Source organism: Flavobacterium sp. (assembly GCF_031411595.1).
Taxonomy (GTDB): Bacteria; Bacteroidota; Bacteroidia; order Flavobacteriales; family Flavobacteriaceae; genus Flavobacterium.
The window spans coordinates 57529-74008 of sequence record NZ_JANOBI010000008.1 but is presented as its reverse complement, the minus strand read 5'-3'; the positions used below and the strand labels follow the sequence as shown (position 1 = coordinate 74008).

19 protein-coding genes are annotated in these 16480 nt (G+C 37.2%); 8 read left to right on the top strand and 11 right to left on the bottom strand.

Going from position 1 to position 16480, the window contains the following annotated elements; all coding sequences use genetic code 11:
* Positions 1-268 precede the first annotated feature (268 nt).
* The 3 genes from RMO03_RS01310 (at position 269) to RMO03_RS14095 (ending at position 3404) form a co-directional block, all read left to right on the top strand.
* Positions 269-853, top strand: coding sequence for a ferritin-like domain-containing protein (locus tag RMO03_RS01310; RefSeq protein ID WP_309640270.1), 585 nt, complete (start codon positions 269-271; stop codon positions 851-853).
* Between the two features lie 100 nt (positions 854-953).
* Positions 954-3110 carry a catalase gene (locus RMO03_RS01305; protein WP_309640269.1) on the top strand — a complete coding sequence of 719 codons (2157 nt, stop codon included), beginning with the start codon at positions 954-956 and terminating at the stop codon, positions 3108-3110.
* A 39-nt stretch (positions 3111-3149) separates the two neighbouring features.
* Positions 3150-3404, top strand: coding sequence for a DUF6766 family protein (locus RMO03_RS14095; RefSeq protein ID WP_409024902.1), 255 nt, complete (start codon positions 3150-3152; stop codon positions 3402-3404).
* Here RMO03_RS14095 and RMO03_RS01300 read toward each other — a convergent pair.
* A complete protein-coding gene (locus RMO03_RS01300) occupies positions 3335-4189 on the bottom strand; it encodes a cyanophycinase (protein WP_309640268.1) in 855 nt (284 codons plus the stop codon). The two genes, RMO03_RS14095 and RMO03_RS01300, sit on opposite strands and share 70 nt — an antisense overlap.
* 214 nt (positions 4190-4403) lie before the next feature.
* Between RMO03_RS01300 and cphA the strand changes: the two genes are divergently transcribed.
* The gene (gene cphA / locus RMO03_RS01295) at positions 4404-7055 is read left to right on the top strand and encodes a cyanophycin synthetase (RefSeq protein WP_309640267.1); all 2652 of its coding nucleotides are present in this window, start codon (positions 4404-4406) and stop codon (positions 7053-7055) included.
* 274 nt (positions 7056-7329) lie between these two features.
* Here cphA and RMO03_RS01290 read toward each other — a convergent pair whose 3' ends face one another.
* The 4 genes from RMO03_RS01290 to RMO03_RS01275 all read right to left on the bottom strand — a co-directional run bounded on the left by RMO03_RS01290 (position 7330) and on the right by RMO03_RS01275 (position 9895).
* Positions 7330-8172, bottom strand: a complete 843-nt coding sequence (locus RMO03_RS01290) for an oxidoreductase (RefSeq protein WP_309640266.1) — start codon at positions 8170-8172, stop codon at positions 7330-7332.
* Positions 8173-8201: 29 nt separating this feature from the next.
* Positions 8202-8552 (bottom strand): SnoaL-like domain-containing protein, encoded by a 351-nt coding sequence (locus RMO03_RS01285; protein ID WP_309640265.1) that lies wholly within the window; start codon positions 8550-8552, stop codon positions 8202-8204.
* A gap of 70 nt (positions 8553-8622) precedes the next feature.
* A complete protein-coding gene (locus tag RMO03_RS01280) occupies positions 8623-9507 on the bottom strand; it encodes a helix-turn-helix transcriptional regulator (protein ID WP_309640264.1) in 885 nt (294 codons plus the stop codon).
* Positions 9508-9541: 34 nt separating this feature from the next.
* Positions 9542-9895 carry a helix-turn-helix domain-containing protein gene (locus tag RMO03_RS01275; RefSeq protein WP_309640263.1) on the bottom strand — a complete coding sequence of 118 codons (354 nt, stop codon included), beginning with the start codon at positions 9893-9895 and terminating at the stop codon, positions 9542-9544.
* An 88-nt stretch (positions 9896-9983) separates the two neighbouring features.
* On the opposite strand from RMO03_RS01275, the gene RMO03_RS01270 reads away from it, so the two are divergent.
* Genes RMO03_RS01270 through RMO03_RS01260 form a run of 3 tightly spaced genes read left to right on the top strand, consistent with a single transcriptional unit; the run spans position 9984 to position 11708 of the window.
* Positions 9984-10709 carry an SDR family oxidoreductase gene (locus tag RMO03_RS01270; protein WP_309640262.1) on the top strand — a complete coding sequence of 242 codons (726 nt, stop codon included), beginning with the start codon at positions 9984-9986 and terminating at the stop codon, positions 10707-10709.
* Positions 10710-10730: 21 nt separating this feature from the next.
* The gene (locus tag RMO03_RS01265) at positions 10731-11330 is read left to right on the top strand and encodes a peroxiredoxin family protein (protein WP_309640261.1); all 600 of its coding nucleotides are present in this window, start codon (positions 10731-10733) and stop codon (positions 11328-11330) included.
* 24 nt (positions 11331-11354) lie between these two features.
* Positions 11355-11708: a SnoaL-like domain-containing protein gene (locus RMO03_RS01260; RefSeq protein ID WP_309640260.1), complete on the top strand. Its 354-nt coding sequence runs from the start codon at positions 11355-11357 to the stop codon at positions 11706-11708.
* A gap of 124 nt (positions 11709-11832) precedes the next feature.
* Here RMO03_RS01260 and RMO03_RS01255 read toward each other — a convergent pair whose 3' ends face one another.
* Positions 11833-12687 (bottom strand): SDR family oxidoreductase, encoded by an 855-nt coding sequence (locus tag RMO03_RS01255; protein ID WP_309640259.1) that lies wholly within the window; start codon positions 12685-12687, stop codon positions 11833-11835.
* Positions 12688-12800: 113 nt separating this feature from the next.
* Between RMO03_RS01255 and RMO03_RS01250 the strand changes: the two genes are divergently transcribed.
* A complete protein-coding gene (locus tag RMO03_RS01250) occupies positions 12801-13208 on the top strand; it encodes a helix-turn-helix domain-containing protein (RefSeq protein ID WP_309640258.1) in 408 nt (135 codons plus the stop codon).
* 79 nt (positions 13209-13287) lie between these two features.
* Here the strand turns inward: RMO03_RS01250 and RMO03_RS01245 are convergent, their stop codons facing one another.
* From RMO03_RS01245 to RMO03_RS01225, 5 genes are all read right to left on the bottom strand, one after another.
* A complete protein-coding gene (locus RMO03_RS01245) occupies positions 13288-13647 on the bottom strand; it encodes a cupin domain-containing protein (RefSeq protein ID WP_309640257.1) in 360 nt (119 codons plus the stop codon).
* Positions 13648-13664: 17 nt separating this feature from the next.
* A complete protein-coding gene (locus RMO03_RS01240) occupies positions 13665-14039 on the bottom strand; it encodes a cupin domain-containing protein (RefSeq protein ID WP_309640256.1) in 375 nt (124 codons plus the stop codon).
* Between the two features lie 92 nt (positions 14040-14131).
* Positions 14132-15043 carry a helix-turn-helix domain-containing protein gene (locus RMO03_RS01235; protein ID WP_309640255.1) on the bottom strand — a complete coding sequence of 304 codons (912 nt, stop codon included), beginning with the start codon at positions 15041-15043 and terminating at the stop codon, positions 14132-14134.
* A 156-nt stretch (positions 15044-15199) separates the two neighbouring features.
* Positions 15200-15769: a hypothetical protein gene (locus tag RMO03_RS01230; RefSeq protein WP_309640254.1), complete on the bottom strand. Its 570-nt coding sequence runs from the start codon at positions 15767-15769 to the stop codon at positions 15200-15202.
* Between the two features lies 1 nt (position 15770).
* On the bottom strand, positions 15771-16349 hold the full coding sequence (locus RMO03_RS01225) for a Crp/Fnr family transcriptional regulator (protein WP_309640253.1): 579 nt from the start codon (positions 16347-16349) through the stop codon (positions 15771-15773).
* Positions 16350-16480: the final 131 nt, after the last annotated feature.

Genomic DNA, 16480 nt, shown 5'->3' with positions numbered 1-16480 from the left:
ATATTATTTTCTACAATTTATGCCGAAGCATTATAAAAATTATAAACGATTTTTATTAGGTCGTCATCGCCATGATCTAATGTTACTTTAGCCATTTTACACTGATCGACTAATTATAATATTTAGTATTGTAAATGATTGCCTGGTTTTGTGGATTCTATCAACTGTCGAATTGAACCTATTATTAATAGTATAAAAGATAACTCTAATTCTATAATTGATTGCAAAACCCATAACCTAGCTTTGATAAACTAAAACAAGTGCTATTATGGAAAAAACAATTGTAAAAAAAGAAAGTTCACCAACCCTAGGGAAAGTAAAACCAAAATCGACCGCAGCCCATGGACTCCGAGAGTTATTTGTAGATTCATTAAAAGATATCTACTGGGCAGAAAAGGCACTCACCAAAGCCTTGCCTAAAATGGAAAAAAATGCAACGACTCCAAACCTCATTAAGGCAATCAAGGACCACCTCACTGTGACCGAAGGACAGATAACAAGACTCGAAGAAATTTTCGACCTCGTTGGTGAAAAAGCGGTAGCTAAAAAATGTGAAGCCATGGATGGTCTCATCAAAGAAGGCGATGAAATATTAGAAGGAACAGAACCGGGTGTAGTACGTGATGCTGGTATCATTGCAGCTTCACAAAAAATCGAGCACTACGAAATTGCCACTTATGGTACACTTGTGGCGTTTGCCAGCACTCTTGGTGAAACAGAAGCCGCAAGCCTATTGGAGCAAACGTTAAATGAAGAAAAAGAAGCGGACGTTACCTTAACAGAAGCGGCATATAACACAATCAATTTCGATGCTCTTGATGGTGATGACACCGACAACGACACTGAAAAATAAGAATGTTTGTTTGCGATTGTTTGTTTGAAACCTGCAACGTTTTTGACGATGCAGGTTTTTTTCAATTGCGTTTAAAATGAAAACTTAATTGTAATAATAAATGAAAAATACCAATAAAATAGCACAGGAGCCTTCGAGTACCAAACAGAATGACCTGAACCAAAACAAATCGGAAGCCACCGACCAATTTCTGACAACCAATCAAGGTCTTAAAATCAATGATGACAATAACTCACTGAAAGCTGGAGAACGCGGACCTTCATTGCTTGAGGATTTTATATTGCGTGAAAAAATCACTCATTTCGACCACGAAAGAATCCCGGAAAGAATCGTACATGCTCGAGGTTCGGCAGCGCATGGTTATTTTGAACTCTTCAAGCCTTTAGAAAAATACACCAAAGCAGGGTTTTTAAATGATACTGCAATAAAAACACCGGTATTCGTAAGGTTTTCAACAGTTGCAGGATCTAAGGGTTCGACAGATCTTGCCAGGGATGTGCGTGGTTTTTCCGTAAAATTCTACACGCAAGAAGGCAATTATGATCTTGTTGGAAATAATATGCCCGTATTTTTTATCCAAGACGCCATGAAGTTTCCCGATCTTGTACACGCTGTTAAACCAGAACCTCATAATGAAATGCCACAAGCAGCATCGGCTCACGATACGTTTTGGGATTTTATTTCACTGATGCCCGAATCGATGCACATGATTATGTGGACCATGAGTGATCGCGCCATACCAAGAAGCCTTCGTATGATGGAAGGTTTTGGTGTACATACTTTCAGGTTCATCAACAATAATAATGAATCTCATTTCGTAAAATTCCACTGGAAACCAAAACTCGGAACCCACGCCGTAGTTTGGGATGAGGCACAGAAAATCTCGGGCAAGAATTCAGATTTCCACAGACAGGATTTATGGGAAGCCATTGATGGTGGAAATTTTCCCGAATGGGAACTCGGTGTGCAGTTGATTCCTGAAGCGGACGAACATCGATATGATTTCGATTTGCTCGATCCAACGAAACTTGTTCCTGAAGAATTGGTTCCCGTGACCATCATAGGACGCATGGTACTCAATAAGAATCCAGATAACTTTTTTGCCGAAACCGAGCAGGTCGCTTTTCATCCAGGGCACGTCGTACCGGGAATTGATTTTACGAACGACCCATTGCTTCAAGGCAGATTATTCTCGTATACAGATACTCAATTGTCAAGACTTGGCAGTCCGAATTTCCACGAAATTCCAATCAACCGAACTATAGCTCCGATGCACAACAACCAACGCGAAGGGCATATGCGGCAAGAAATTAATGTAGGAAGAGTAAGCTATCATCCGAATTCACTTGGTGGCGGCTGCCCTTTTCAAGCCAAGATCGACGAAGGTGGATTTGCTTCATTCAACGAACGTATCGATGCACAGAAAATCCGTGACCGTAGCGAAAGTTTTTCCGACCATTTCAGCCAGGCAACACTTTTTTTCAATAGCCAAACGGCGGTTGAGCAAGGACATATCATCAAGGCTTTGCGCTTTGAATTAGGAAAAGTAGAAACCGAAGCCATCAGGTTGCGTATGCTAGGGCTGCTTAGCCAAATCGACAAAATATTGGCCGAAAAAGTAGCCAAAGGTTTGGGTATGGAAGTTCCTAAAATACTAGAGAAACCGATAAATCATGGCGTAAGCGCCGATGCAGACTCGAATAAGTACGAACCTCTACTGGGTAAAAAACAACAGATTGACGCATCGGATGCTTTGAGTATGCTCAAAAATATGACGCTTACTAATACGATTGCAACGCGCCAAGTAGCTTTCCTTTGCCATGAAGGTGTCAGCAATGCCTCGGTTTCTAATATGAAAAACGCGCTCGAAGCAGCAGGTGCTAAAGTAAAAATCATTGCACCACATTTAGGAACGATTAGGACAGTTGAAGGAAATGCCTTGCCAGTTGATCAGAGTTATTTGATTGCAGCATCTGTACTTTTTGACGCAGTGTTTATCCCTACAGGGAAAGGCATCTCGATGTTGAAAGACATTAAAGAAGTGGCGGAATTTGTGAATGATGCTTTCAAACACTGCAAGTTTATCGCCGCTGAAGGTGAAGGAATAGAGGCTATTGAAGGAACGCATGCGGTCAATAATGGTAAAAGTGCCGATGATGGCATACTTATCAACAAAACCGATGACAAGCAATTGGCAAATTCGTTTGTTACGGCTTTGGGCAGTCACCGTTTTTGGGAGCGTGAGGAAAAAATCTAATACTAAAATTTAAGGTTGAGCAACACAAACTTTTATACAGTGATTAAAAAATTTCTTTACCAAAATAGTCTGTTTATTGTATTTCTTTTGCTTTTCGCAGGAGCGTTCGTCGAAGAGGCCGTATGTGGTATTAAAGAATACAATAATCAACTTACTGAAGAAGATGCTGCGGCTGTAAATATGTCGCAGTATCTGCTTTTAAGTTTTTCTTTAAAGATACCTTGTTATAGTCTACATTCTTCAGGTGTAACGATGGTAAGCTTGCGTTCATTAAGGTCAAAAATATCCGTTTGACTCATAACGTGTAATTTGAGATTTTCAATCGAAAGCGGGACACCGGATTTAACATCAAGCAAATTAGAGTTCTTTATTTCCTGACCATCAATAATGATAATCATTCCGCAACCTATGGCTTCCATTTTATTATCTTGTATCAAAACACCGCTGTTCTCTTCGAGCCCGATCCCTAAAATTTTAGGATTGGTCACGACAATTTGTAGCAATCTTCCTATTCTTCCACGGTTGATGAAATGCGTGTCGAATATGACATTTTCAACCAAACCAAATCCGGTTCCTGTCTGTACATCGCCTTTATTGATGGCATTATTACTTTCGCCTGCACAAATCATACTTTCTGAAGCCGCAGCACCTGAAGCCGAAATTCCGACATAAATGAAACTCGCATCGTTGCTCAGTCTTTCTCTAATGGTGTCGAAAAATAAAGAACCTCCCAAAACAGAGGTAAGCCTGATTTGATCGCCACCCGTAAAAAGCACCACGTCAGACTCTTGGATGCGCTTGATGACTTCGGGGGTTTCCGACTTTTTTCGCGAAACCATATTGAGTATTCCCACGTTTTCTAATCCCAACGAATCGAAAGCACGTTGGTATTCTTTTCCGATTTCTTCAGGAATAGCCGAAGCAGTGGTTACAATTTCTATGCGCGAATGGTTGTTTTTGGCAGATTCACTAATAAGGCGTTCAAGGATTTCGGTTTTTATGAAATCCTGAACTTCACTCTTTCTTTCAACCCCATCTTCCGGACCGCCGATAATTATAAATTTACCTTTGAACTTCATGTTTTTCTTTTTCTCAAATATAAAACTGCTTTAATTAAATGCATTTATACAATAAGCGATTTAAATTATAAGATTCTGATTATAAAGGGTATTACGTCATTAAAATATAAGAAATTAATAAAATAGTATAATTTATTTACCAATGCTTTATATGAAATTTGAATTGGTTTCAAAGCGAAACCCAATACTGAAACATTTAAATCAAAAATAACTCATGAAAATATTAAAAACTCAAGTATTACGCGGACCCAATATTTGGAGTAATTATAGGAATAAATTAATTCAGATTCGGCTTGATCTTGAGGAAATGGAAAATTTCCCTACTGATAAAATAGATGGATTTTGTAACGGCCTTAAGACAACACTACCGGGAATGATAGAGCATGAATGCTCTGAAGGCGAACGAGGTGGTTTTTTTGCACGCGTAGAACAAGGCACTTGGCTTGGTCACGTCATCGAACACATTGCACTCGAAATACAATCGCTTGCCGGAATGGAAACAGGATATGGTCGCACGCGCGAAACCAATACGAAAGGAATATATAACATCGTATTTACTTATCAAATTGAAGAAGCCGGTCTCTATGCTGCAAAAAAAGCATTCGAGATTGTCGAGACATTAATTAAAAACGAACCGCATGATATTGCAAAAGACATCGATGAACTTAAACTGATTAAGCGCAGATATGGCCTCGGACCAAGTACGTTATCAATAATAAGAGAAGCTGAAAGTAGAGGTATTCCGTGGACAAGGCTTGGGAAAAATTCCAAAATACAATTAGGATATGGCGCCAATCAGAAACAATTTCAAGCTACTATGACTTGTAATACATCCAATGCGGCTGTCAACATTGCCGGAGATAAAGACGATACTAAAAAGTTGCTCGCTCAGGCTATGATTCCCGTTGCTCCCGGAGACATTTGTTCGTCTGAAGAAAGCCTCAAAGAAATTACGGATACGATAGGTTTTCCTGTTGTAATCAAACCACTCAACGCCAATCAAGGAAAAGGCGCCACAATCAATATTGAAAATTATGATGCAGCAAAACTCGCGCTCGATGAAGCAAAACTATACTGCGATTATGCCATCGTAGAGAAGTTTGTTGAAGGTTCAGATTTCAGATTACTGGTTGTTGACGGTAAATTTGTTGCCGCGGCAAAAAGGGTTCCGGCACATGTCATTGGAAATGCAAATTTGAGTATACGCGAACTTATTGAAGAAGTCAACAAGCAACCCGGTAGAGGCGAAGGACACGAAGCTAGTCTGACCAAAATAAAGTTCGACAAAGACACGTTCTTTCAACTTCAAAAATACGGTTATACGATAGAAAGTATTCCTGCTGAAAATGAAATCGTATTTTTAAAATCAACCGCAAATCTTAGCACTGGAGGAACGGCTGAAGACATGACCGATGACATGCATCCCGAAAACATTTTTATGGCGGAGCGTATTGCGAAAATTATTGGACTCGATATTTGTGGTATCGATATCATGGCTGCCAACATCAGTCAACCCTTACGAAATACAGGTGGCGTGGTGCTTGAGGTCAATGCAGCGCCAGGTTTCAGGATGCATCTTGAGCCGTCTAAAGGCAAACCGAGAAATGTAGCCAAAGCAGTAGTTGATATGCTTTACCCACAAAATTCCACCAGCACAATTCCTTTATTCGCCATTACGGGCACCAATGGAAAAACCACGACTACGCGTCTGCTGGCTCACATCGCTAAATCTGCGGGTTATCATCCGGGGTATACCACTACTGACGGAATTTATATTGACAATTATAAAATTCAGGATGGTGATACAACAGGACCTATAAGCGGCAGACTCATATTATCCGATCCGACAGTAGATTTTGCTGTTCTTGAAACGGCACGCGGTGGATTACTTCGATCTGGACTTTGTTTTGACCATTGCGATGTAGGAATCATCACCAATATTGCGGAAGATCATTTGGGTTTAAATGATATTGAAACCTTGCGCGACCTTGCGCGAGTGAAAGCGGTAGTAGCCAGAAGTGTCAAGGAAACAGGTTGGGCAATCTTAAATGCTGAGGATAAATATTGTCGACTAATCGCAGAAAAACTCGACTGCAATGTTGCCTTTTTTGCTATGGATGAACAAAATGAAGTCATAAGACGTAATATTCAGAAAGGTATTCCTGTTGCCGTATTGGAGAATGATAACATTACCGTTATCAAAGGAACGAATCGGATAATCATAGATCATGTGTTCAATATCCCTTTGACTGAAAATGGCACATGTCGATTTATGATTGCTAATGTTTTGGCAGCTTCACTTGGCGCATACAGTTGGGGATTTACACAGATTCAGATTCAAAATGCCTTACAATCATTCTTCCCAAGTTATGAGCAAACTCCAGGAAGGATGAACCTTTTCGAATTTAATGATTATAAGATACTAGTAGATTATGCTCATAATCCACACGGATTGCTGGCGATGAAAGATTATCTGTTGCATGTAACAGCAAAACGAAAAATAGGAATTATAGCCGGTATTGGTGACCGACGAGATGAAGATACGATTGAGTTAGCACAAATTGCAGCTTCGATGTTTGATCACATTATTGTGCGCCAAGAGCACAGTTTGCGTGGACGAACGATTGAAGAAATCAATAATCTCATCGTGAAAGGAATCAGATCCGTAAGTGATTTGGTTACCTATGAACTCATTCCTGACGAGGCGGAATCATTAGATCATGCTTTAAGCATAGCACAACCTGGCGATTTCATTGTGGCTTTAAGCGATCAACATAAAATGGTGGTTGAAATTATCAATACTAGACTGAAACTTGAAATAGCTGAATTGCCTATCGATTTTACAGCTACGCCAATCGCTAGTTAAAAATTCAATTTCTTATAAATAAAAAAACTCCATTAGAAATAATGGAGTTTTTTGTGGGCGATATTGAACTATCTTCGAACCATTTGATTGGTTTTCTTGAAACTATTGTCAACAAAATCTAATAATTCTAACTACAGGAATTGCAAAACGATTGTAAGAGCCATTACAATTGTTGATATTATTAGAAACTATGGACTTGAATTGATGACAGAATTTGGTGTGCCAGCAGACAAAATTAACATACACTAAAATGGCTAAGAAAAATGTTTTTGCATTAGTTATGAAAGATTGTGCTTTCTGCAACCGCAGTATAATCTTCTAAATCTTTTTTTACGTTATCGATTTTTGTTTTAAGAGAAACGATCGCTATTTTTCCTAAAGGCAATCTAAGAGGTGGTTTTTCAATTTTAGTAATATCAATAATGGCATGAGCTGCTTTTTTTGGGTCGCCTTCTTGCTTACCATCAACGGCAGACAATTTTTCTCTAAATATTCCCGCAGTTGGTCGATACTCATCGATGATTTTTTTTGCCTGCTTAAGTGAATTTCCTGCAAAATTGGTTCTGAAAGGACCTGGTTCAACAATTGTAAGTTTAATTCCTAAAGGAGCAATTTCAGTAGCTAGAGCTTCACTAAATCCTTCGAGCGCAAACTTACTGGCATTGTAAATTCCAAATCCAGCAAATGCTTTGAAGCCTCCATGGGAAGAAATTTGGATAATATGTCCGCTTTTTTGTTGTCGAAATAGCGGTAAGAAAGTTTGTGTTACTTGCAAGGTTCCAAAGAAGTTGGCTTCAAAAATGTCTCGGACTTCTTTTAGACTAGTTTCTTCAATCGCGCCAGCAAGGCCGTAACCGGCATTATTTACTAAAAAATCTACATTAGTAAAAGTATTTTTAATAGTATTAAAGACGGTTTCTATTTCTTTCGTTTTAGTAATATCGAGGGTTACCGCAAATGCTTTTTCTTGGTGGAGTCTGTTGAAGGAATCCGTTTGCTGTTGTGTTCTAAAAGTACCAATTACAAAATCGCCACTTTCGATTACTGCTTCTGCAAGCGCTTTTCCGAGGCCGCTGGATATTCCTGTAATAAACCAAATTTTTTTATTGATTTTCATTTGATATTAGTTTAAAAGCATGGTGTTAATTATGCAAAAAAGCGCTCACTAATTATTTTTCCATCTTTCCAATCTTGAACAGCTACTTCAACCACTTTTAGAGTTCCGTTGGTATTGTCGAGATCTATCGACCAAACTAAAAAACTTCTGTTTCCTTTTACAATTTTACCAACTGCGCTAAAATCTCTCACGTCGGTAATAATGGATAGTGCCTCAACGCCATTTTTAAGAAGAGTCTCTTTTCCTTGTTGTAGCGTTCCATCCAAATCTATTTTTTGAATGTCTTCATGATAGAATTTTTCGTAGGCTTGAAGTGCTTGTCCTTCCGCTACTAAACCAATTAATTCGTCAAGTGCTGTTGTAATTTCGTGCTCTGTCATTTTGTTTTTTTTTAGATTAAACGATGGGACAAAGTTGCAACGAATGGCTAAGATGGGCGTAAGATTAAAATTACCTTTTTCGGTATTTTTCGGATATTTGTGTTTTAAATTGCAAAGGTGTTTGATGGGTCTCAGCTTTGAATGCTTTAGCAAAGTATGAGCTGTCATAAAAATGAAGTTGGTACGCTATTTCAACTACCGAAAGGTCTGTAAAAGTCAAAAAACGTTTTGCCTCCAAGATGCTTCTAGCACGAATAACTTCGCTTGCTTTTAATCCTGTAACCGCTTTAGAAATTACATTCAAGTGATGCGGTGTGATATGAAGTTGCGTTGCATAGAAAGAAACGTTTTGATTTGTTTCAAAATGGGTTTCGAGTTGGATTTTGAATTGTTTGAAAATAATGAGGTATTTTTTTGAAATGGATTGGTCTATTTTTCCATCCACACAGCGCTGCACTTGTGATAATAAAATGTGTAAAAGCGATTGTGTGATGGTTGCATTGCAATCATTTCGTTGGTGCTCCTTGGTCAGTAAATCGATGGTTTGCTTTATTTCAGAAAAGTCAAAGGCATTCAGATTAACACAAGGATTAGCGTAAAAATTGTCTAAAAAACTCAGTTCAAAGAGTCGCTCTTTGTCGTTATTGTTGAGTAGAAAAAAATCTTCTGTAAATAAGATACTGCCGCCTGATAGCGGTTGCCACTCTTCAAACTGATGCACTTGATTCGGTGAAATAAAAAATAAGCTTTGTGGTTTTATTTCATATTCTTTATAGTCGATGGTTTGCGTGCTTGTGCCTTTCTCTATCCATAGTATTTCATAGAAAGTGTGTTTGTGAATATCATCCACATCGGGTTCTTCCATATTCTCAAACCGAGTAATTTCGAATTCTGTTGGATTTGATGGCTGGTTTATGAAATGACCGATCGTGTATAAAGGAAAAAGCGTTTTCATCTTACATCAATTTTTCGTTAGGACCTTAAAGCTTTTACATTTGGGTAATATTATGCTCAGTTCCCCATTCATAAATATTTTCCAAAATAGGCATAAATGAACTTCCTAAAACAGTCAAACTATATTCTGTTCTGGGCGGAATTTCGTTATAATCTTTCTTGCTAACCCAACCACTTTGCATTAGTTCTTTGAGCTGTTGGATAAGCATTTTTTCAGAAATATTTGGAATAGACTTCCTGATTTCGTTATACCGTAATGAGCCGTTTTTTAATTGCCACAAGATGATGATTTTCCAACGACCGCCAATGGCCATGACAGTTGAGGTAACCGGACAATTTGTGGTAATTGCTTTTTCGTTGAGGTGGTTGGTAGAATTTTCTTTTCTCATGATATGCTTACTAAATTGTATGTACTTACTTTTTAGGCAGTAAAAATAATGAAATATATTTTTGTATGAAATTTTAAAAAATAAAAATATGCAAGAAAAAAAGTTAAGAGAAAAAACAATTGTGGTCATCGGAGGCAGTTCAGGAATTGGATTGTCAGTAGCCCAAAAGGCTCATGAATTTGGTGCCAATATCGTGCTTACCAGTCGTGATTTGAGTAAAGCAAAATCAGTAGCAGACACAATAGGAGCGCATGTAAAAGGTTATGCTTTGGATGTGTCTGATGAATTGGCTGTTAATGATTTTTTTGAATCCTTTGAGACTATTGATCACATCTACGTTGCAGCTGGTAGTACGAAATTGGGGAGCTTATCCGAAGGAAGTTTAGAAGAAAATATGGAAACTTTCAACATCCGACTATTGGGTAGTTTAAGAGTAGTACGTGCTGCTGTCGGAAAAATCCCTGCTTTGGGTTCTGTTACTTTTACGGGAGGCGTTTCTACTGATCGACCTATCGCCGGAGCATGGGTTTCGGGTTTGGGAACAGCTGCTGCGGAACAATTTGCCCGAGTTTTAGTCATGGAATTTCCGAATATTCGATTCAACGCAGTGTCGCCAGGGTACACCGATACTCCGTTATGGGACAGCATCATGGGCACAGATAAAAATGAAATTTTAGCTACGATTGCCGCGACTTTACCTGTAAAAAAAATTGCAAGCCCCGAAGAAGTAGCCGCTGCGGTACTTTTTATGATGTCAAACCAATCCATCACAGGTGAAGTCATTCATGTGGATGGCGGAGCAAGATTAATTTAATAACCTCAAAAACAAATTAAAATGAGAAAAATAGTTTTGGTATTTGTAATGATTCTGATTGCTTTAAACAGTAACGCACAGAACGGATTAAAAGTGGGAGAGAAAGCCCCTGAATTTATAGGAAAAGATCAAAATGGTAAAACCATCAAACTCTCCGACGTCTTAAAAAAAGGTAAAGCAGTAGTAGTTTTTTATCGAGGGTATTGGTGTCCGAATTGTATGCGCTCTTTAAAAAACATTCAAGATTCAATTGCACAAATGGAGCAGCAAAATGTAACGGTTATTGCTGTAAGTCCAGAGAAACCTGAAGGTGTTGCAAAAACGACAAAAATTGCTAAAGCCGGTTTTTCGATTATCAGTGATGATCAATTGAAAATTCTCAAAGATTATAAAGTAGCTTTTGAAATTACCCCTGAAATGGATGCCATTCATAAAAAGTATAACATTGATATCGAACAGAACAATGGCAAAAAAAATGCGAATATTTTGCCAAGACCAGCAGCCTTTATAATTGGTCAAGATGGTATAATTACCTACCGGTATTTTAATGCCGATCCTTACAGCAATCCTAAGAGTAATGAGCGGGTTACTGTTGCAGCTATTTTAAAAAACACTAAATAATATTGTAACCCACATAAAATTAAAATGATGACAGAACAACAAATTTCATCAGCAGTCGACGAATTAGCTGCTTTGGTCGTAGAAGGCAAATGGGAAATTGCTTTCGAAAAATTTTATCATGAAAATGTAGAAAAGACTGATTTAGACGGAATTCCGGTAGAAGGAAAAGCCCAGAACTTGGCAAATGGTCGAGAATTTGTATCGAAGATATCCAACGTTAGAGATTTCTCTTTTTCAGGAAAAGTAGTCAAGGGCAATCGTAGCTTTCTGGTTTGGTCGTTCGATTTTGATGTAGACGGACAACCTTTAAAAATTATAGAAGTCGCTATTCAGGATTGGGAAGATGGAAAAATCATTAGAGAACGGTTTATAGCTTAACAAAAAAAGCCCATTCTTTGCGATGGGCTTTTCTATATTAATTTAATCTCGGATAATCTGATTCACTTCGGAACCTATAAATCGTAATCTAATATTTGCGTGATCATTTCATATTCATTAATTGTTAAATGGCAAAATCACGAACAAGTACTGCTTTCAACGTAGTAGGCTTTTTACCAGTTACAAATGCTACATCTTCGGTTAGATAGTTAACATCATTATTAGCAATTGTCTGATATACATTTGAAAGATAATCACCAATAAAAGTAGGAGCTCCCGAATTCTCAAGTACCTCTTTGAATTGTTCAGGTGTAGGGTTCGGATAGGTAATTTGCTTTCCTAAAACTTCAGACAAAATAGCCGCAGCATCGTCATAAGATAAAAGTTCAGGACCAGTCAATTGATAGGTTTTTGGGGAATGCCCTTCAGTTGTAAGGGTTTCGGCAGCCACAGCAGCAATGTCTTGAACATCGATGAAACCCGCTTTACCATTCCCCGCAGGCATAAAAACAATACCTCTTTCTAAGATGTTTTCGGATTCATAGTTTTTAAAGTTTTGAGCGAAGAATGATGGTTTTAGAATCGTATAATCAAAATCATCATCTTGCAATTTTTGTTCTATTTTGGTGTGAAAATCAAGTGTAGCTCCCATTTTGTCTGCGGCCATAGCTGAAAAGTAAACAACCCTTGAAATGCCTTGCTGTTTTAAGAATTCGAGAAATGGATTGATGAGCGCATCTACTTTTAAGACCAAAGGCGGTCCCAACAAAAATACTTTGTCAATACCTGATAAGGCATCAGCATACGTATTTGAATCGGCAAAATCGAACTTTCGAACTTCGATGTCTTTTCCCAGTATATGATTGGCATCTTTAGGATTTCTGCTTCCTACTGTAAAATCAGCTTTCTTTTCGAGTAGCTTGTTGATTAGTGCTTTTCCGTTGGTTCCGGTAGCACCGGTGATAAAAATTTTTCCCATTTTTAATGTTTTAAAATATTAATAGTTACTTTTGAGAACCCAAAATTAAATAGTAACTATTGTTTATACAAGAGGGTACAGCAGGATGACTTAGTAACATGAAGGGAACTAATATGGAAATTAAAGAGATTGTAACCGATAAAAAATTTCAAAATATTTTTGAAATCGCCAATTCCACCAGAAACGATATCTGTCCCGTGAGAGACATTATTGCAAGAATCAGTGACAAGTGGACTTTATTATCGATTTATGCGTTAGGCGGCTATGGAAAAATGCGTTTCAATGAACTTAAGAATCGCATAGGTGATGTATCGCAGCGCATGCTTACCGTCACGCTCCGAAATTTGGAAGGCGATGGTTTGGTGCTGCGGAAAGTATTTGCCGAAGTTCCGCCAAGGGTAGAATATGAATTGACAGAACTTGGCGTAAGTCTGATGTACCAAATGGAACATATCATTGATTGGGCTAATGAAAATGCTGATGAAATTGTAAAAAGAAGAAAGCAAATTAATAATAAATAAGAGTTGACTTTATCTTGATTTACAAATAAAAGCTGAGCAAAATCAATTGTTCAGCTTCATGATTATTATTGAAAATAATTTAATCTGCTATTTCAAAATCGGTCGGATCTACCTGATTGGGTTGGATGAACAAAATACGGCATCCATTTTTTGTACTATGCGGGCCATGAACCTGTCCGATGTCATGACTAAAAAAAGCACCGGCTTCATAGGTGATACCGTCGTTTATGAAATCGCCCTCCAAAACATAATGCTGTTCTTCTGTTTTGTGGTGAATGTGCGCAGGAATATAAGCTCCGGCCTCCATTTTAAGTTCAGCGAAAACCGGTCCGTATTGGGTGTCTAGGTTTAAAAGCTTCACAAATAACTTTTCTGATGTGGCCCCTGGAATCTGAAAGGGCATATAGTCTAATTCGTTTGACTTGGTGATGTTTTCCATTTTAAAATTATTTTTAATTAAACTAATACGCTATCTTCTATTGTTACTCCGGGAAATTGAATAAACATTAAGGTACATCCTGTCTTAGTAGTATGTGGCCCATGTTCAACACCTGGTCCGTGTATTAAAAATGAGCCTGCTTTTAAAACCTCTCCATTGTTGATAAGCTCACCCTCAACAACATAAACGCTTTCGACCGCTATATTATGATAATGTCTTTGAAGATTGGCTTCGGGTGCTAATTTTGCCATTGCGATAAATGGTGCTTTTTCTAGATCTGCATTTATAAATGCTGCTGTTGTTGTTCCCGTCCAACCGGGTAAAGAAAATGGAATCCATTGAATTTCTTCTGCTTTTAAAATAATGTCTTTTGTTTTGGAGTGTTTGTCCATGATTTTAGTTTTTAGATGAAGTATAAATTTCTTTCCTTTTTGAGGAAAAGAAACTATCAAAATCGTGGGAAAAACTATCAGTTTTTAGGTATTTATTTTAACGTTGCAGCGGTTTTTCGGTATTCGCTTGGCGTTATTTTTTCGTTGGTTTTAAAAAAACGCATAAAATTGGAAGGCTCATTAAAATTGAGCTCAAACGCAATTTCTGCGATATCCAATGGCGTATATAAGAGCAAACATTTGGCTTCTAAAATGATTCGCTCTCTGATTATGGTGCTTGCTGATTTGCCTGTTTGTTTTTTAACAATCTCATTCAGATAATCTTTAGTGATATTCAATTCTTTGGCATATTCGTATACGGCTCTTTTTTGACTGAAATACTTATTGACCAGGTTTTGAAAATTGTATGCAACTAAATCTTGCTTTTTCACTATTGCATGTTCAGTTGCTTTCAGATTAATACGTTGCGCCATGATGAGCAAAATTTTGAGTTGCGCTCTGATCATCTCAAATTTCATCAGTTTTTCGCTATGGTATTCTTGTAGTATAGCTTCAAAGACTTTTACAAATTCTTTTTCATCCGAGATTGTCGTTTGTGTCACATGAATGCCTTCTTTTTCAAAAACCATTAAATCTTTTAAAAGCTGGCTGCCTTGAATCGAGTAGGAGATGAATTTAGGTTTGATGAGCATGACAAATCCCTCCCAATGGATATTGCCACGTTTCCAATGAATCAATTGTTCCGGTGCAATAAAAAATAAAAGCCCGCCTTTTTTACAATCAAATGCTTTGTCATTGATTGTTAAAACAGCATCCATGGAAGTGGCGAAAGTGATGTGAAAGAAAGCGTCTTTATAATATGGCGTTTCAAGCACAAGGTTGTCCATGACTTCTTCATAACGGAAAATGTGAAAGTCATCATGCGATGAACACAAGCCCGTATTTAAGGCTACGTGCCAGTCATTGATAGTTTCAAAAAAAGGAAAATTCGATTGCGTTCCCATTAATCAGAAATTGCGTACCATTTCAAATTTACTATTTTGTTCTTTTCGAATATTGTTGTAGCGCGTAATTAACGATTGTTTAATTTACTTTTATGCATTCGTTTTCAAGATTTCTATACAATTATTTTTGAAAACAACATTAAAATTTAAAGAAAGTCATTCGCTATTTTTTTTTCTAATTCTGCTCAAAGTTTCAGGCTTAACACCTATAAAAGAAGCAATATATTGTAAAGGAATTTCTTCAATTATTTTTGGAAATTCTGATACTAAATTTTGATATCGCTTGGTCTGAGAATCTAAAATAAACGAAGTTTGTCTTTTAACACCAGTGATATAAATATGTTCATAAAGCTTTACAAATAATTTTCGAATATTCGGACTAGTCTCTAATAATTTCTCTAAATCCTTAAAATTGGCTTTGTAACAATCGCATACTGTTAGTGCTTGAATATTTATAAAAGTTGGCGCAATTTTTCTAATTGAAAACAGTTCCGCATACATACAAGGACTATATAGAAATTTAGTGGTAAACTCTTCACCTTCCTTTAAAAGATAGACTCTGAAAATACCTTCATTAAAAAAATAAATGTCTTTTACATAATTTCCAGATACCAATATATGGTCCATTTTTTTTATAGGCATAGGTTGAAATAAGGCCTCTAAGTCCGATAATTCTTTTTCGGTAAGTATTGCAAACTGTGAAGTAAATAGTTTTAGATTTTCCATATTACAAGTCGGTGAATATGCGTTTTCTAATTCTGCTTAATGTTTCAGGAGTCATGCCTAAATACGAAGAAATATAACGTTGAGGTATTTCTGCAATAACTTTCGGGCGTTCTCCAAAAAGTTTTATATAACGCTCTTGGGGTGTGTCAAAAATAAAAGAATGTTGCCGCATAACTCCAAAAAGATACAAGTGTTCCAGAAATTTAAAGAAAACGGATTCTATGTTTGGATACTGGTCTATTAATAAATCAAGATCAGCGAACGCCGCAACCATTCCTTTAACAGGTTTGAGTGCTTGAACATTCATTTGTGTTTCTTTTTGACTTCTTACAGCAATCAAATCAGTCATGATGGTTGGTCCGAAATAGAAGTTGGTCGTAATTTCATTATTGCCTTTGTTGTAATAACCCCTAAGAATACCTTGATCGATATAGTATATACTGGATATTTTTTCATTTTCTAGAAAAAGATGGTCCAATTTTTTAATATCAATAGGCGTAAATATGGCTACAAAAGCTGCAAACTCTTCTTCGCTTAATTTTTCAAATCGGGATAAAAACATGCTTAAATTATCAATCATATCATTATATGCGTTTTATGATTTAAAAATTATTTGGGGACGTTAATGGTTTTTAATTTATGGCACTTATTGCTTTGAATAAAATTAATAAAAGTAGCGTTTGCGTCGTAAAAAAATCACTGCCAAACGCT

Excerpts from the sequence above, each read along its gene's own strand:
- RMO03_RS01270 (WP_309640262.1), top strand. The coding sequence starts at position 9,984 with ATGCAAGAAAAAAAGTTAAGAGAAAAAACAATTGTGGTCATCGGAGGC.
- RMO03_RS01240 (WP_309640256.1), bottom strand. The coding sequence starts at position 14,039 with ATGGACAAACACTCCAAAACAAAAGACATTATTTTAAAAGCAGAAGAA.
- RMO03_RS01255 (WP_309640259.1), bottom strand. The coding sequence starts at position 12,687 with ATGGGAAAAATTTTTATCACCGGTGCTACCGGAACCAACGGAAAAGCA.
- RMO03_RS01265 (WP_309640261.1), top strand. The coding sequence starts at position 10,731 with ATGAGAAAAATAGTTTTGGTATTTGTAATGATTCTGATTGCTTTAAAC.
- RMO03_RS01225 (WP_309640253.1), bottom strand. The coding sequence starts at position 16,349 with ATGATTGATAATTTAAGCATGTTTTTATCCCGATTTGAAAAATTAAGC.
- RMO03_RS01235 (WP_309640255.1), bottom strand. The coding sequence starts at position 15,043 with ATGGGAACGCAATCGAATTTTCCTTTTTTTGAAACTATCAATGACTGG.
- RMO03_RS01250 (WP_309640258.1), top strand. The coding sequence starts at position 12,801 with ATGGAAATTAAAGAGATTGTAACCGATAAAAAATTTCAAAATATTTTT.
- RMO03_RS01305 (WP_309640269.1), top strand. The coding sequence starts at position 954 with ATGAAAAATACCAATAAAATAGCACAGGAGCCTTCGAGTACCAAACAG.
- RMO03_RS01260 (WP_309640260.1), top strand. The coding sequence starts at position 11,355 with ATGATGACAGAACAACAAATTTCATCAGCAGTCGACGAATTAGCTGCT.
- RMO03_RS01275 (WP_309640263.1), bottom strand. The coding sequence starts at position 9,895 with ATGAGAAAAGAAAATTCTACCAACCACCTCAACGAAAAAGCAATTACC.
- RMO03_RS01300 (WP_309640268.1), bottom strand. The coding sequence starts at position 4,189 with ATGAAGTTCAAAGGTAAATTTATAATTATCGGCGGTCCGGAAGATGGG.
- RMO03_RS01245 (WP_309640257.1), bottom strand. The coding sequence starts at position 13,647 with ATGGAAAACATCACCAAGTCAAACGAATTAGACTATATGCCCTTTCAG.
- RMO03_RS01310 (WP_309640270.1), top strand. The coding sequence starts at position 269 with ATGGAAAAAACAATTGTAAAAAAAGAAAGTTCACCAACCCTAGGGAAA.
- RMO03_RS01230 (WP_309640254.1), bottom strand. The coding sequence starts at position 15,769 with ATGGAAAATCTAAAACTATTTACTTCACAGTTTGCAATACTTACCGAA.
- cphA (WP_309640267.1), top strand. The coding sequence starts at position 4,404 with ATGAAAATATTAAAAACTCAAGTATTACGCGGACCCAATATTTGGAGT.
- RMO03_RS01290 (WP_309640266.1), bottom strand. The coding sequence starts at position 8,172 with ATGAAAATCAATAAAAAAATTTGGTTTATTACAGGAATATCCAGCGGC.
- RMO03_RS01280 (WP_309640264.1), bottom strand. The coding sequence starts at position 9,507 with ATGAAAACGCTTTTTCCTTTATACACGATCGGTCATTTCATAAACCAG.
- RMO03_RS01285 (WP_309640265.1), bottom strand. The coding sequence starts at position 8,552 with ATGACAGAGCACGAAATTACAACAGCACTTGACGAATTAATTGGTTTA.